The organism is Rhizobium sp. 16-488-2b, from assembly GCF_017741815.1.
Classification (GTDB): Bacteria; Pseudomonadota; Alphaproteobacteria; order Rhizobiales; family Rhizobiaceae; genus Rhizobium.
Window position 1 is genome coordinate 241,108 of sequence record NZ_JAGHMF010000008.1, and the last position, 15,857, is coordinate 256,964.

General features: G+C 62.8%; 13 protein-coding genes. 4 read left to right on the forward strand and 9 right to left on the reverse strand.

Annotation, left to right across the window (positions count from 1 at the left end; genetic code table 11):
- The first annotated feature begins 6 nt into the window (after positions 1-6).
- From J5286_RS09785 to J5286_RS09800, 4 genes are all read left to right on the forward strand, one after another.
- Positions 7-1,263 (forward strand): Zn-dependent hydrolase, encoded by a 1,257-nt coding sequence (locus J5286_RS09785; RefSeq protein WP_209190159.1) that lies wholly within the window; start codon positions 7-9, stop codon positions 1,261-1,263.
- Positions 1,264-1,326: 63 nt separating this feature from the next.
- Complete coding sequence (gene hutH, locus J5286_RS09790; RefSeq protein ID WP_209190160.1) at positions 1,327-2,940, forward strand: histidine ammonia-lyase; 1,614 nt, start codon at positions 1,327-1,329, stop codon at positions 2,938-2,940.
- Positions 2,941-3,032: 92 nt separating this feature from the next.
- A complete protein-coding gene (locus tag J5286_RS09795) occupies positions 3,033-4,907 on the forward strand; it encodes a LysR family transcriptional regulator (protein ID WP_209190161.1) in 1,875 nt (624 codons plus the stop codon).
- Between the two features lie 189 nt (positions 4,908-5,096).
- Positions 5,097-5,774 (forward strand): dimethylsulfonioproprionate lyase family protein, encoded by a 678-nt coding sequence (locus J5286_RS09800; RefSeq protein WP_209190162.1) that lies wholly within the window; start codon positions 5,097-5,099, stop codon positions 5,772-5,774.
- Positions 5,775-5,903: 129 nt separating this feature from the next.
- Here J5286_RS09800 and J5286_RS09805 read toward each other — a convergent pair whose 3' ends face one another.
- The 9 genes from J5286_RS09805 to J5286_RS09845 all read right to left on the reverse strand — a co-directional run bounded on the left by J5286_RS09805 (position 5,904) and on the right by J5286_RS09845 (position 15,837).
- Positions 5,904-6,482: a peroxidase-related enzyme gene (locus J5286_RS09805; protein WP_209190163.1), complete on the reverse strand. Its 579-nt coding sequence runs from the start codon at positions 6,480-6,482 to the stop codon at positions 5,904-5,906.
- Positions 6,479-6,967: a CMD domain-containing protein gene (locus tag J5286_RS09810; RefSeq protein WP_209190164.1), complete on the reverse strand. Its 489-nt coding sequence runs from the start codon at positions 6,965-6,967 to the stop codon at positions 6,479-6,481. Before J5286_RS09810 ends, J5286_RS09805 begins: the two co-directional genes overlap by 4 nt.
- A gap of 63 nt (positions 6,968-7,030) precedes the next feature.
- Positions 7,031-8,320, reverse strand: coding sequence for an NAD(P)/FAD-dependent oxidoreductase (locus J5286_RS09815; protein WP_209190165.1), 1,290 nt, complete (start codon positions 8,318-8,320; stop codon positions 7,031-7,033).
- Complete coding sequence (locus J5286_RS09820) at positions 8,317-8,976, reverse strand: VOC family protein (RefSeq protein ID WP_209190166.1); 660 nt, start codon at positions 8,974-8,976, stop codon at positions 8,317-8,319. Before J5286_RS09820 ends, J5286_RS09815 begins: the two co-directional genes overlap by 4 nt.
- Entirely contained in the window at positions 8,973-9,770 is a 798-nt protein-coding gene (locus J5286_RS09825) for an ABC transporter permease (protein ID WP_209190167.1), read from the reverse strand. The genes J5286_RS09820 and J5286_RS09825 overlap by 4 nt, the downstream gene beginning before the upstream one ends.
- 3 nt (positions 9,771-9,773) lie before the next feature.
- The gene (locus J5286_RS09830) at positions 9,774-10,637 is read right to left on the reverse strand and encodes an ABC transporter permease (RefSeq protein ID WP_209190168.1); all 864 of its coding nucleotides are present in this window, start codon (positions 10,635-10,637) and stop codon (positions 9,774-9,776) included.
- Between the two features lie 61 nt (positions 10,638-10,698).
- Positions 10,699-11,748 carry a substrate-binding domain-containing protein gene (locus J5286_RS09835; protein ID WP_209190169.1) on the reverse strand — a complete coding sequence of 350 codons (1,050 nt, stop codon included), beginning with the start codon at positions 11,746-11,748 and terminating at the stop codon, positions 10,699-10,701.
- 55 nt (positions 11,749-11,803) lie between these two features.
- Positions 11,804-13,783, reverse strand: coding sequence for a hydantoinase B/oxoprolinase family protein (locus tag J5286_RS09840; RefSeq protein WP_209190170.1), 1,980 nt, complete (start codon positions 13,781-13,783; stop codon positions 11,804-11,806).
- Complete coding sequence (locus tag J5286_RS09845) at positions 13,780-15,837, reverse strand: hydantoinase/oxoprolinase family protein (RefSeq protein WP_209190171.1); 2,058 nt, start codon at positions 15,835-15,837, stop codon at positions 13,780-13,782. The genes J5286_RS09840 and J5286_RS09845 overlap by 4 nt, the downstream gene beginning before the upstream one ends.
- Between the last annotated feature and the right edge of the window lie 20 nt (positions 15,838-15,857).

The window sequence follows — 15,857 nt, forward strand, 5'->3', positions numbered from 1 at the left end:
GCTCCGATGACATCCTTTCACAAGACAGACCGGGACCGACTGCAGCAGGATTTCGACGCGCTGGCCGATATCACCGAGCCGGGCATCCCCTGGACCCGGCGCTCGTTCACGCCGATGTTCCTCAGGGGCCGCGCGTTTCTCGAGAAGCGTTTTGCCGAGGAAGGCCTGACCACCTCAATCGATGCGTCGGGCAACCTGATCGGCCGTTGGCAGGGTACCGACCCGACGTTGCCGGTGCTGATGACCGGTTCGCACAGCGACACCGTCCCGAGCGGCGGCCGTTTCGACGGCATTGCCGGTATCCTCTGCGGGCTTGCGGCCATCCGGGTTCTGCGCGAGGCGGGCTATCGCCCGCGGCATACGATCGAACTCGTCGATTTCCTCGCCGAGGAGCCCAGCGAATGGGGCCTGTCCTGCGTCGGCAGCCGCGGCATGGCCGGCGCGCTCGGTCCGGAGCATCTGGCCATGAAAGGCCCAGGCGGCGAGGAGCTTGGCGATGCGATCAGCCGCGTCGGCGGCGCGCCGGAGCGTATCCGTCAGCATCAGCGCACCGATATCGGCCGTTTCGTCGAAATTCATATCGAGCAGGGTCCCGTTCTTGAACGGCTGAACGTGCCGATCGGCATCGTCACCGCCATTGCCGGCATCGCGCGTCTGCGGATCCGCATCGAAGGCGAAGCCGCTCATGCAGGCACCGCGCCGATGACGATGCGCGCCGATGCCGGAATTGCCATGGCGGCGCTGGTGGTGCGACTGCGCGATGCGGCGCGCGCTGTCGAGGCCAAAGGCCATTTCACCGCCACGACCGGCATCATCAAATTCGAACCTGGCGGCGCGAATGTCGTGCCGGGTGCTGCCGAAGCCATCGTCGATATCCGCGCCGAGAACGACCAGGCGATGGACGATTTCCTGGCGCTTGCCGATGAACTGGCTGAGAAGGCGGCGGCGCAGGAAGGCTGCAGGGTCATCGCCGTCGAGCGATTGAGCAGAACCTTCGCCGTTGCCTGTGATCCGGCTCTTCGCGGCGTGATCGAATCCGGTGCCGGCGACCTTGGGCTTGGCACCTTGCCGCTCGCATCCGGCGCCGGTCACGACGCCGCCTTCGTGGCCCAACTTGCCCCCGCCGCGATGATCTTCGTGCCGTCAAAGGACGGCAAGAGCCATACGCCGGAAGAGTGGACCGATACCGAAGCCATTGCGCTCGCCGCTGACCTCCTGACCCGCACGCTCGTGCGGCTCGACACGCAACCCGACGCGCCCTGACCAATCCCGAAACATCCTCGACACAGCAAGGTCGAGCCCCAATCACCTGAAGGACACTGAAAAATGGAAACCATCATTCTCGACGGCGACAGCCTGACAATCGAGCAGGTCGTCAAGATCGCCCGCGAAAACGTGCAGGTCGAGATCGCGCCTGCCGCGCGTGCCGAAATCTCCAAGAAGCGCGCCTATATCGAAGAGAACTGGCTGACCGAAAACGCGCCTGCGACCTACGGCTTCAACACCGGCGTCGGCAAGCTGAAGGACTACAAGATCAACCAGGCGGACAACGAGCAGTTCCAGCTGAACATCGTGCTTTCGCATTGCTCGGGCATCGGCGAGCCGGCCTCGGAGGAAATCGTTCGCGCCATGATGGCCGTGCGCATCAACGCATTTTGCGTCGGCGTCTCGGGCCTTCGCATGGAAGTCGTCGATCGCCTCGTACAGATGCTCAACAAGGGCGTTCACCCGGTCGTGCCGATCCAGGGTTCGGTCGGCGCGTCGGGCGACCTTGCTCCTCTGGCCCATATGGTTTCCGTGCTGATCGGATACGAAGAAGCAGAAGCGATCTACAACGGCGAACGCATGCCGGCGCCGAAGGCGCTCGAACTCGCCGGCATCTCGCCAGTCACCTTTGAGCTGAAGGCGAAGGATTGCCTCGCGCTCATCAACGGCAACAGCCTGTGCGCCGGCATGGCCTCGCTGACGCTGTTCGACGCCGAGCGGCTGATGAAGACCGCCGATGCGATCGGCGCGCTCAGCTTGGAAGCGATCCGCGGCGAGCAGGCTGCCTTCGACGCTCGTATCCACGAGGTCCGCAAGCAGCCCGGACAAATCCTGACCGCAGAGAACATCCGCCGCCTCATCGAGGGAACGCGCCGGGCGTCGGAATCGGCGCGCGCCGTCCATCTAGAGGACGACATCCTGCACCCCACCTATCATCCGCGCGTGCAGGACCAATATTCTTTCCGCTGCCTGCCGCAGGTCCACGGCAGCTGCCGCGACCAGCTTGAGCATGCCAAGACGATCATTACCCGCGAACTGAACGCCGCCACCGACAACCCGCTGGTCTTCTGGAATGAAACGGGTGCACTCGAATTCCTCTCCGGCGGCAACTTCCATTGCGAGCCGATCGCGTTTGCGATGGACCTCATGGCCATCGCGCTTGTCGAGATCGGCAACATCTCCGAACGCCGCCTCTTCGCGCTCTGCGACACGACGCTCAACTACGGCCTGCCCCCGAACCTCGCCGGCAAGCCGATCGGCCTGAACTACGGCTACGGCATCATCTCGACCGCCGCCGCCGCCGTCGCTTCCGAAAACAAGACACTCGCCTTCCCGTCGGTTGCCGACACGATCCCCACCAAGAGCAGCCAGGAAGACCATGTGTCGATGGCGGCGTGGTCATGCCGCAAGGCCCAGCAGGTTCTCGACAACCTGCCGAAGATCATCGGCGTCGAATGCCTGCTGGCGACGAAGGCGATCTTCCTGACCCGCCAACCGCTCGGCGGCTTCAAGCTCGGCAAGGGCACGCAGGCGCTCTACGACGCTCTCGCCGCGGTCATCCCGCTGCAGGACGGTGATGGCTACATGCAAAAGCAGATCAAGCCGGCATTCGCGATGGTCACCGAAGGCAAGGTCCTCGACACGGTGGAAGCGGCGATCGGCGCGCTGCGCTGAGCAAGCCATGGGGAAAGGGGCGCCACGTCCCCTCTCCCCATCCATGAGCCACACGACCGCAGGATGCTGAAAATCCGCGCTTGAGAGTCCCGATGGCGGCGCATATCCTTTCCGGCATGGACAAAATCAGTGTCGAACTGCGGCTTCTGGCGAGTTTCGTATCAGCGTGCCAGCATTCCAGGGTTTCGGAAGCCGCATTGGCCCTTGGGCATACGCCTTCGGCGCTCAGCACCGCCCTGCACAATCTGGAGGAACGTTTCGGGCTGCGCCTGTTCGTGCGCCAAGGAAGCTCCCTCGGGTTGCTTCCGGCTGCTTTCTGGCTTTTCCGCAACGCCTGCCAGCTCCTCTATCTTGAATCCTACGCGCGCGGCACGCTGTCCCTGCCGCATTCGAAGCTCGATCGGCTGGTTGTCCGGCTGGACCTCAGCCCCGCGATCGGCCGCTTTTCCAAGGCGCTGGTGCGGGCGACACTGGAGCTGACGAAGCGGCACCCGGAGACCTTCGTGGAATGGCGCTTCGCCGGCCTGCAGGACCGACCGCAAGACGATATCTTCCCGGAAAAATCAGGCGTTGCATTTGCCGGCAGTGACGAAACCATCTCGATATCCTATCAGCAGCCCGATGGCGCGACGGGCGACGCCTTTCATCTGGCCAATGACCCTTGGATCATGACCGGCAGCGCGGACAGGGAGATCAGGCTATCCCAGGTGGATGCGCCGATTGTCGTGATGAAAATGCGGCCGCACCTGTTGCAGGCAATTTCTACTTATGCGCACAACCATTCCCTTGATGGCCGATTGAAGTTCGTTGAGGACGATCCGAGCCAGCTGGGACGTCTGCTCCAGGAGTTTCCGCAGACCCGCTTTCTGATGCCGGCAAGCCTGATCGCCGATCGCATGGGCTTGTCGCGACTGGATTGGGCACCACTTGCTCCCTTCCTCGGTTCCCCGCTCCACGGCTTCCAGGAAACCGCGTCATCCGGAAAGGGTCGGCTTTTCCTGGAGATTCTCAAACGGGAACTGGGATCGGCAGAACGCAGCGTCGATTTCGATCCCCAGATGACCACTAGGCAAATCCAGTACTTCAACCTGAGCTACCGCACCGGCGGTATCGCCGCGGCAGCGCGCGCCGCCCACGGATCTCAATCAGCTGTCTCGGCGCAAATTCACAAGCTGGAAGCGTCGATCGGGGGCCGTCTGCTGCAGCGCCACCACGAAGGCCAGACGTTGACCGCCGCCGGTTCGAGACTGCTGCCCTTCACGCTGGCGATCGAGGAACGGCTGTCTTGGCTGATAAGGCAATCCACGGATGTTGCGGCTCATACCCAGGCGAGCATCAAGATCGGCACCCTACCCAGTTCCGGCCACGACAGCGCCCTGACTGACAAGATTGCACGCGCGATAACAGCCATTCACGCCAGCCATCCGACCTGGAAGCTCCAGGTTAGCGAGGGCTCGAACCAAATGCTTCATGAAAAGGTCAAGGCCGGCGACCTCAACCTCGCGATCGTCGGAGCGGCTCAAGCGCAGGCGTCGCGTATATCGCTCGGTCCGAGCGAACCGCTTTCGGTCGTGGCACACCCCTCGGTTTCCCTTCCCAACCGGCATGAAATGAGTGTGGCCGAAGTCTGCAGTCTTCCCTTGGTTCTCGGAGCCGGGCAGCTAAGCATCCACCAGATCTTCGCGCAGGCCGCCAAGGCGAAGAAGGTCAGCGTCACGCCGGTCATCGAGGTGGGCTCGCTCGCGCTCGCAATCGCCATGGTGCGCAGTTCGCGCCTGTGCACCGTTCTGCCCGCCTCCTCCGTGCGCAAGGATGTCGAGGCCGGCCTCCTTGCTACGGTGCCCATCAGGAGAGACGAAGTCCCCGGTGCCCTGTCGATCATATTCTCGTCGGATCGGGCTCTCTCCGATGCCGAGCGGACCATCATTCAGGAACTCGTTCGGATTTTCAAAGGCGGCCCAGAGTGAGCCACCGGTACGACTTCGACAGACCGTCATGCGACTTCCGGTCATTTGTTATAGTCACCTGGCGCTAAGAGCCGTCAAGGTCGCTGCTGGGCTTGCGTCACGATCGCGATCACGGCTAACACAGGCCCTGATGTAGATGCCGGATCACCCAGATGATCGCGAAGAGCAGAAAGATGTGGATCCTAGTGTATGAGCAAGAAACCCGACCACTCCGCGGACCTCCTTGTGACAGAGAAGGACGGCGTGGTGGCAAGGCTCGTCGTGCGCGGCGCGGTTCGTCGTCCCGATGCTTTACAACGCTTTCTGACTGCCTTTGCGTCTGTAATGCTCTCCTCCAATGCGTGTCCAACGGCAAGCTTCATCGCGGGCAAGGTCCTTCAGCGGACCGAACGAACGGGTGTTTTCAATCTCGATGAAGCGGCGCAGCGCAAGCAATCGTTCGAAACCGCTTTACGCCACGCTCAAAAGTCCGGTTTGCCACTTCGAAGCTTGGCCACGGAACTCGCCCATCTAAGTCGATACATCGTTTGGCAAAGCGGTCGGTCCGGGCCATTTGCCAGCGTGAACTTCTCGAAAGCACATGCACACAGCGTCTTGGTTGGCCCGTCGGGAATTGAAACCCGCCCGGACATTCGGATTTGTCTGATCCTTATGGAACCGTATACGCGCTTTCCCGACAATGTGCAGGCCCGCTCCAAGGCCTTCGTACTTCTAAGTCCCTCTGAGATTTGCATCGACGGGGAAGAATGGCTGAAAGCTGACGCTGGATCGGTTTTTGCGGTCGAGGCAAAACAGACATTCGCGATACGATGCACCTCTCAGCCATTGCTCGCCATCTGGTGCCAGCTGGAGGAGGGTTTCAAGTAACCCGCTGAATATCCTAAGGCCGCGTCAAGTGCGGCCCGACGCTCTTCGCCGAGCGTCAGAATTTCGCCGTGTGAATGCATCCGCACCCCAAGAAGCGCTTTCAGATCTCCAGCAAAGAGGCACTCAAGTTCAGGTATGGGATATGGGTTCGCCCAATGTATGCATCAGCCTGTTCGCCCATCCGAAAATCGCCGTCGACAGGATGAGATCGAGAATTTCTGTCTCGTCGAGGCCGACGGCCTTGAGGCACCCCATATCCTGCGCAGTGGCAGCCGGCGGGAAAGCGGAGAGTTTGACCGAGAAATCGAAGATTGCCTGCTCGCGCGCCGGCAGTTTGGCCTCCGTCTCGTGGGCGAAGATTTCCTCGACGATTTCGGTCGTCTTGGTCGCCTGATTGAAATGACGGGCATGCACGGCGATGCAGTAGATGCAGCGATTGACGATCGAGGAGCCGATTGCGCCGAGTTCGCGGCCGCCGCGATCCAGCCCATCCCTGCCATACATGATGCCGTTGAACAGCGGCGAACGATGCAGCAAGGATTCCGGATCATGGGCAAGCGTCAGGACATAATCCGAGACCTTCTTGTTGGCCGGCGTGATCTTCAACGCCTCCAGCTGTTCCGGCGTCGCCGTCTCCAGATCGATCGGCCTGACGAAGGGCCGCCAGTCGAGAACCTCGGTCGTGTAGTCGTGCACAGCGTCGCTCATCGGGCGATCTCCATCAAGCGCAGGCCGGCGACGAGGCGGGCCTGATATCCGAGAAAAGCGGCGAGTTCGGCAAGGCGAACGATATCGGCGTCGCTGACGCCTGCCGCATAGAGCTTTTCGATATCGCCCTTGGTCGCCGTGCGCGGGCGGCAGGTCAGCATATCGGCGTGATCGAGGACCGCCTGCAGCCAGGGATCACCGGACCGGGCATCGGGCTCGACGAGACCGACCAGATCGTAGAAATCCTCGCACTGGGTGAAGTGTTCGTAATAGTGATCCTTCATCCGCATGTCGCCGAGGCGCTCGGAGGCGCGAACGGCGATCAGCGCCCTCAGCGCATGGGAAAGACCGCCGGCTTCGGCCGGTGTCAGCACCGCCTTGCGGCTCGCCTCGGTCAAGACCATCAGCTCGGCACGGCGGGCCAGAAGCTGTTTCAGCCGGTCGTCGGAATTTTCACCGACCAGGGTTTCGATCAAATCTGTCATCTTGAACTTTCACAGGGAATGATGGGGAGCAGGTCCGAAACGGCCAGGCAGCTGGCCGATTGCCTAGACCTCGCGACTGTCCTTGAACCGGTACCAGGGCAGGATCAGCCGGGCGAAACGGGAGGCGAAGGCATGGAAGGGAACCGCAGGCGGTGCGGTCGGCCGAAGCGCCAGTTCCTCGTCGGCCACGCCGTCGATCGCATCGGCAAGAACCGGCGCCATGGCGCAGGCCAGTGCCAGCCCGCGTCCGTTGCAGCCGATCCAGGCGCAGAGCCCGTCATCTCGCCGGTGAAGGCGCGGCAGGCGATCGACGGTCATGGCAATGCGACCGCCCCAGAAGGAGGTCATCGGATTTTCCGGCAGCGCCGGGAACATTTCTTTCAGGCGCTTGCCGACCATGGCCGGGAGCCGCCGCGAGGCACCGATCTGAAAGGTGAGCGCACCACCGGAGACGAGCCGCCCGTCGCGTGTCTTGCGGAAATAGCGCAGGTCCATCCGCGTATCCGACGATGCCTCGTCATTCGGCAAAATTTTCTCGGCTAGTGGACCGAGCGGATCCGTGGCGGCCTGATAGGATGTGACCGGCACGATCGATCGGCGCAGTTCAGGCCAGAGATCGCCGGTATGGGCCGCTGTCGCAAGCCCCACCTTGTCGGCGATAACCCGGCCTTGCGGCGTATTGACGATCCAGCCACCGTCTTTGTGCGACAGGCGCGTTGCCGGACTGTTTTCGCAAATGATCACGCCTTCCGATGCCGCCGCGCGGGCCAGACCGACAGTGAAGGCGTAGGGATTGATGTGACCGCCGCGTCGATGTTCCCAGCCCCCGCAATAGGCATCCGTGCCAAGCCGTTCGGCAATCTGTGATGCGGAAAGCGCGCCGGTTTCGGCGCCGCTGGCGGCCCATTGGGCGGCGAGCCCGGCCACCCGTTTGGCACGGCCGGGCGAATGGGCCGGCTGTACCCAGCTGCTACGGCTTGCATCGCAATCGATGCCGTAGTGTTCCACCAGATCATAAAGCTGATCGGCAGCGCCCTTAACCAGCTGGATAAAACGTTCGCCCCGTTCACCCGGCCAGACTTTTCGCACGGCATCGGGACCGTGGCGAGTGAGCGCGGAAATGACCTGACCGTTGGCGCGTCCGGATGCGCCATAACCGACGCGTGTTGCTTCCAGCACGATGACGCGGCGACCGCGGCGAGCGAGTTCGAGTGCCGTCGCAAGGCCGGAAATCCCGCCACCGACGATGACCACGTCGGCCCTCGCCTCGCCCTTCAGCGACGGTGCCTCGAATGTCTCGCGCGACAGCGACATCCATAGCGGGGACGGCTTATCCGAAGGCCATGACGTCATACCGGGACGATCTCCAGTTCGATACCACAGCTCGCACGGAGATCGTGATATTGCGCGCTTGCACCTGACAGGGTCAGGCGAGCGCTGCCCGTCTCGATGGCGGTGGATGCGCCGGCTTCATCATCCGGAAGCGCAGAAAGCGAGCCCGCCTGTGGCAAGGCGATGGAGGCGAGATGTGCGGCGCCGTTTGCATGCATCATCGTCTGCGGCAGCCACAGCAGGTCCGCCGTGTGATGCTGGCAGACAAGGCACTGCAGGCCGGGCGTGGCGGCCGGGTCGATGCGGGTGATCGAGAAGCGCAATTCGCCATCGGCGGTCATGCGGGAGAATTGCCTCACGGGTGCGGCAGGGGTGGCGTGCTGCGCCAGTACCCGTGCGGAAACCTCGATATCGTTGCTGCGCAGGGCGAGCCCGCGGATGCCGGCACCATCGGACAGGAGCTTTCGCCATGTCGCATTGGCGGACGTCTCGGCGACGATGCCCATGATCTCGATATAGCTTCCGTCAAGCATCACACATCGATTGGCGGTACCCATGGTTGCACTGTGCATAGTCTTCGGCGTCACATGCAAGCCGGCAGCCTCAAAGGCGGCGCCCGCCGCATCAAGATCTGGCACGAGGACGACGACGTGATCGACGGGAAGCCGAATGCTCATCCGGCCACCGTCATTTTCTCGATGCCGTAAACGCGATCGACGATCAGGAGTGCGACCACGGCGAGAAGAAGCTGCAGCGTGCTAAGCGCCGCGATGGTCGGATCGAACTGGTTTTCCATATAGCTCAGCATGACAACAGGCAGCGTGTTTGTGCTGGCGCTGCCGAAGAAATAGCTGATCGGCAGGTTGTCGAAGGAGGTGAGGAAGGAAAACAGCGATCCCGCCATGATGCCCGGCCGGATCAGCGGCAGCGTCACATGCCAGAAGGTCAAAAGCGGATTAGCTCCGAGAATGGCCGCCGCCTCTTCATAGGAGCGCGGCATGCCCGCATAGACGCCCGCCACCGTGCGCACGATGTAAGGCAGGCAGACGACGGTATGGGTGATCAGCAGCGCGGTGAACGAGATGCCGACGCCGAGCCAGGAGAGGAAGAACAGCGAGGCGAAACCGATGACGATCATCGGCATGGATAGCGGCGACAGCAGAAACGTCATGACGGCGCTCGCCCAGGCGCTGCGCGAGCGCGCCAGATAGATCGCCGCCGGAACGCCGATCAGGCAGGAGGCGAGCGTTGCGCCGATGGCGATCTGGAAACTGACGATCAGCGCATCGATGAACGGCTGGTATTCGAAAATCCGCGCAAACCACTTCATCGACCAGCCAGGGATCGGAAACGAGACGTAACCGGCGGACGTGAAGGACACGACGACGACGATCAGGATCGGCGCCAGCATGAAGACGAAGAAGAGGACGACGAAGGCTGCAAGGCCAATATTGATCCAGTCGCGTCTCATCGCTCAGGCTCCCTTGCGGCGCACGAGGCGCAGTTGCAGGAACAGGCACAAGACCGCGATAACGAGTAGAATGGTGCTCATGGCGCTCGCCATCCCGAAATCGCGCGTCGTGTTGAACTGCTGGTAGATCATCAAGGGCAGCGTCTGGATGCCGCCGCCGAGCAGGACCAGCGTGACGAAACTGCCGTTGGCGATCATGAAGACAAGGATGGCGCCGGTGCCGATGCCATCGAGCGACAGCGGTAGCGTGACCTCGAAAAAGGTGCGCAGCCGATTGGCGCCGAGGATCTTTGCCGACTCTTCCAGCCGTGTATCGATGCCTTGAAGTACCGTCGCGATCGACAGAACCATGAAGGGTACGAGAACGTGGACGAGCGCGGCAATGGCGATTTCCGGCGAATTGGTCAGGCGCAGCGGCGCGGAGAGAATGCCCAACTGATCGACCAGCAGATTGTTTACGAGACCACGGCGCGCAAAAAGCACCTGCCAGCCGAAAGTGCGCATGATGATGGAGGTGAGCAGCGGTGCGATCAGCAGGAAGATGATCAGGCCCGCAAAACGGCCAGCCTTTCGAACGAGAAAATAGGCGACGGGATAGCCGACCACGATGGAGATTATCGTGACACCGGCCGACAGAAGCACCGTCTGGCCGATGATGCCGAGATAAAAGCCATCGGTGAGCAGCGAGACGTAACGCGACAGGGTGAAGCTGCCGTCGTCTGAAACGATGCTACGCATGCCGTTGTCGATCAGCGGCAGGACGAAAAAGACGACCAGAAACAGCACCGCCGGAAGCGCCATGAGATGTGGCGTCAGCAGGCGGGAACGGCGTTTGGCCGGAAGCTGTTCTACGCTGGTCTGGCTCATTGCTCTTTTCCGTTGGCGGCTAGCGGGCTGCCCTCGATAGCGAGGGCAGCCCATCCTGACCTTAGCGGCCGATCTCGCGGTTCCAGCGGTCGACCCATTCGTTGCGCACCTGGGCGATCTGCTCGTAGGGCGGGAAAGCGGTCTTCTGCCAGGGTGTGACGCGCGGCTTCAGCTTGTCGCTGTAGACGACGTCGCTGTTGGTGACGCCGTAGTTCATGATGTCGGCGAATTTAGTCTGGTTCTGCGCGTCGAGGATCTCGTTGATGTAATCCCAGGCGAGCGGATCGGCATTCTTCGGCTTCTGCACGGCAACGCCGTTGAGCGAGCCCCCCTCTTCCGGGTTGATGAAGTCGATCCAGGTGGCGCCGCTGTCATAGTGGTTCCAGGTGCGGCCGTCGAAATAGATGCCGCAATCAGCCTCTCCCGAGGAAAGGTGGTTGAAAAAGTCGTTCGGGCCGCCCCAGAAGACGAGGTTGGACTTCATCTTCTCCATCGCCTTGAAGAAGGGATCGGCGTTCTCGACACCGCCGCCGAGCGCCTTGGCCATGGCCCAGATCAGCATGATCGGCGTGACGGCGTAGGAAATCGACGGGACAGAGGCGATCAGATCGCCCGAGGACACGCGATCGACGAATTCGGCGAAAGACTTCGGAGGGTTTTTGACGCGCTCCTTGTGGAAGGTGATACCACCGACGCCGTAGTCGAACAGCGTGCCTTTGCCCATGACGCTATCGGTCAGCTGCTGCGGGATCTTGGCGAGGTTCGGCACCTTGTCGACGGAGATCGTATCGACGAGATCGGCCTTGGCGGCGGTAAGCGCCAAGTCGGGGGTCATGATCAGCACGTCGACCGGCGGCTTCGCCTGATTGGCCTCGACCTGTGCCAGCCATTGCGGCGGGCCACCGAGCGAAACATTCGCCTTGGCCTTGGTCTTAGCCTCGAAAGGCGCAACGAAGCAGGTGCGGACCGCCTCTTCCCAGACGCCGCCAAAGGCGGTGACGGTGATTTCCTTCGACTGGGCATTGGCCAAGCGCGGCAGCCCTCCAGCCATCAGGCCGGCGCCAACCATGGCGCTGCCACCGAGGAAATGTCTTCTCTTCATTGTCGTCATCACAGTTCTCCAAAGCTGGAACGAGGTGGCATCGGGAATTCGGTTTGCATGCGCATCAGAAGCTGCCGGCGGCAGCTTCCAGTTTTTGCCGAGCGGCATCGACGGCAGACTTGCTGGCCGCAATACGCGGAAAGCCTTCCGGCAGTTCCGAGAGAACGGCATCGAAGATTTCGCGGCGACGACGCTGGCGCACGGCGCCGGGTAGCATGACCAGCGCGCGGTTGAGCGTATCCATCACGCTTGCCGGGAAGGCTTCATCCCACCGCTCGCGCTCGGCGCCCTGGGCGGTAAGGCCGGTGCTGGCCGTCATGTCCTTGCGCAGGCCTGTCGTCGCAGCCACATCCACGGCGCCATCGACGATCGACACGCCATACTCTGCTGCGGCGGCCTCGATTGTGACGAAACCGTTGACAACATCCTTCAGCACCGCTTCGGGATCGCGCTTGGCGGGGTCGCCCCACCCACCGGCGCCGGGGGTCAGGAAGGTGACGGTATTACCGGCATTGACGGTCAGGACGTCGATCTTGCCGAGATGGCGTTCGCCGACCTTGCCGCGATTGAGGATGAGCTGGCCCGGCATGCCGGGCTTGCCGCCATTCGAGCCCCAGGGGCGGAACAGCAGCCGCTCCAGGCCACGGCCGAGCACGTTGCTGTCATCCGTCAAAACGCGGAACGTCAGTTCCATGCCGCAACCGCCACGCCACTGACCGGCGCCGCCGGAATCAGGGCGAAGCGCGTAGGTGGAAATCTCGATGCCAAGTTCGGCCTCGACCGTTTCGACCGGATTGTTGGCAAGGTTGGAAATGCCACTGTCGCGACCGTCGATACCGTCGCGGCCCTTGCGCGCACCGGTGCCGCCGATCATCGGCTCGATGACCTGCACGCGCCGTCCACCACGGCCGTCCGGCTCCGCCATGACAACGGGAATGACCGTGCCGGAGGAAGCAGCCGGCATGACATCCGGCAGCGCCTTGCCGAAGGCGCCGTTCAGCACGTCGTTGACGCGGATGGCGGCGGCATGGCGCACACCAACGGCCGCCGGTTCCTGCGGGTTGACGAGGCTGCCTTCGGGAGCCGTAATCTTGACCGGCGCCAGCATGCCGACATTGAGCGGCGTGGTCGGGTCGAGCGTATTGACAAGCGCAAGCACGCGCAGCGTCAGCCAGGCATGCGGGCGGCCGCGCGAAGGAATGTTCATCGCGGTCGCGACCTGCGGGTCGGTGCCGGTGAAATCGAGATGCACCTCGCCGTCCTCGAAGGTCGCCGACAGGGCGATACGCACCGGCAAGCGGGTCGCCGCATCGTCGTCGAGATAGTCGGAGAAGCTGTAGGTGCCTGATGGCACGCGTTTCAGTACGCTGCGCGCCTTTTCCGCCGAATAGGCGACGAGATCGACGGCGGCGGTGGCGACGGTTTCGACACCATGCTGGCCGATCGTCTGTTCCAGACGGCGGCGACCGGCGGCGAGCGCTGCCAGCATGGCACGGATATCGCCCATATTGGCATCCGGCGTGCGGCTGTTCGCATTGAGGAAGAGGGCGACGTCGGGATTCATCTCCCCCTTCTTAATCAGCTTGACCGGCGGAATGCGCAGGCCTTCCTGGAAGATTTCCGTGTTGACCGGCGAAATGCTGGATGGCACGCGTCCGCCGACATCCGAGCAGTGCACGAAACACCAGCCGTAAGCGACGATCTTGCCGTCATGGAAATAGGGTTCGATCATATGCAGGTCGGGCAGATGGGTGGCGAGACCTTCCGATCGGTAGGGATCGTTGGTCAGGATGACATCACCCGGCTCCAGCGGGCCGACGGCAGCGATCGACGGTGCGCATTCCAGGCCGACGAAGCCGGAGACGCCGATTGACCGCGGATAGGCAAAGAAGCGACCATCGAGGCCTGCGAGCGCGCAGGCGAAGTCTGCCGTTTCCTTGACATAGAGTGTGCGGCCGGTGCGCTGCAGCGTCAGGCACATTTCCTCGCTGACGGCGGCGAGCTTGTTGCCGAGAATGGCGAGCGTGACGGGATCAAGCTTCATTGCGCATGTCTTTCGAGATGGAGGTTTCCAAGAGCATCGGCGCGGGCCGACCAGCCGGGAAGAAGAACGGTCGTCGTATCGTCCTGTTCGATGATCGCCGGGCCGCTGATCTTGTCGCCTGCGCCAAACGCGCTGCGGTCATAGACGCCGGCCGAAACCCATTTGCCGGCACGGAACAGCGGCCGCTCGCCCTTGGCAGAAGGCGTGCCCGTACCGGCGGCAATTTCCGGCTGGGTGATGTTTTCGGTCACGCCAACAACGGCGAGGCGAACGGTGCCGAGCTCGACCTCGGTCTCAGTATCGCGGAAACCGTAGATGCGCTCATGTTCCAGATGGAAGGCTTCGCAGATCGAGGCAGCGCCGCGGGCATTTTCATCCAGCTTGACGCGCAGTTCATAAGCCTGACCGGCATAGCGCATGTCGGCGCCACGTTCGAACCGGCGGGTCTGGCCGGTGTCACCTTCGCGGTCGAGCCAAGCGCTGCCTTCGTCTTCCAGCTCCTTCATCACGTCGAGCATCATGGCCGCACTGGCATCGTCGACGGCGCGGCGCAGGCTGCGGACGAAGTCGCGGCGCAGGTCGGCGGCCGCAGCCCCGAGCGCGCAGAACGTGCCGGCGGCCGGCGGGATGACGACGCGGCCGATACCGGCCTCTTCGGCCAGAAGGTTCGCATGGGTCGGGCCGGCGCCGCCGAAGGGCACGAGCGCGAAGGCAGCAGGATCGAGACCACGCGAGGCAAGCGTCTTGTAGAGCTCGGTCGCCATGCCGGCGGTGGTGACGGCAAGCGCACCTTCGGCGGCAAGGGCTGCGCCATCGTCACCGGTCAGGCCGATGCGATTGCCAACTTCGCCGAGCGCTGCGCGTGCGGCGTCGATATCGAGCTTCATGCGGCCGCCGAGGAAGCCGGCGGGATCGATATAACCGAGCGCCAGATAGCAATCGGTGACGGCCGGCTGTTTGCCGCCACGACCATAGGAAACCGGGCCGGGCATCGCGCTAGCGCTCTGGGGGCCGACCTTGAGGAGACCGTGGGCATCCACCCAGACGATGGAACCACCACCGGCGCCGATGGCCGACACATCAACAACCGGCAGAACCAGCGGCAGGCCGCCGATGTCTGTGCGTGTCGCAAGCTCTGCCGAACCGGCCTGCGCCACCGCGATATCGGAAGAGGTGCCGCCCATGTCGAAGGTGATGATCGACTTGACATCAGCCGCCTGCGCCAGACGGGCAGCGGCCATGACACCCGAGGCAGGGCCGGACAGAATGGTTTCGACTGGGCGTTCATCCGCCGAGACGAGGCTGAGCGAGCCGCCGTTGGACGCCGTCACAAGGATCGGGGCGACCACGCCATCGCGTTCCAGCCCCTTCGTGAGACCGGCGAAGTAGCGCTGCATCAGCGGCTGGATATAGGCATTGAGGCAGGCGACCAGCGTGCGCTCGTATTCGCGGATTTCCGGCCAGATGGCGGCAGCAGAGGTGATCGACAGGCCACCGGCCTTTTCCGACAGCGTTTTCGCCATGCCGATTTCGACCGACGGCGTCGTATAGCCGTTGATCAGCACGAGGGCGGCGGCATCGACGCCGAGCGACTTGAGTTCCGCGGCCACGCGGTCCAGCTCTGCCTCGTCGGCAGCTTTCGTGACCTCGCCATGCGCGGACAAACGGGCATCGACCTCGACGATGCGCAAGCGCGGCACCAGCGGCTCTTCCTTGCTCGCATGGAAGTCGAACGACGACGGCATGCGGCTGCGGGCGATTTCGAGGATATCGCGATAGCCCTTGCTCACCACTAGCGCGATGGTGGCGCCGCGCCGCTGAATGATCGCATTGAGGCCGATCGTCGTGCCGTGCATCAGCGTGCCGACATCGGCGGATGTCATGCCGGCCTTCGTCAACAGGCTCTGGAGCCCCTCGATCAGGGCGCGCGACGGATCGTCCGGCGTCGATGGCTCCTTGTAATAGGTCAGGCTGCCATCGTTCGGGTTGGACAGAACGAAGTCGGTAAAGGTCCCACCGACGTCGATCCCGATACGCGCACCAGTTTTCTGCATTTGCATCACTTTCAAAATTA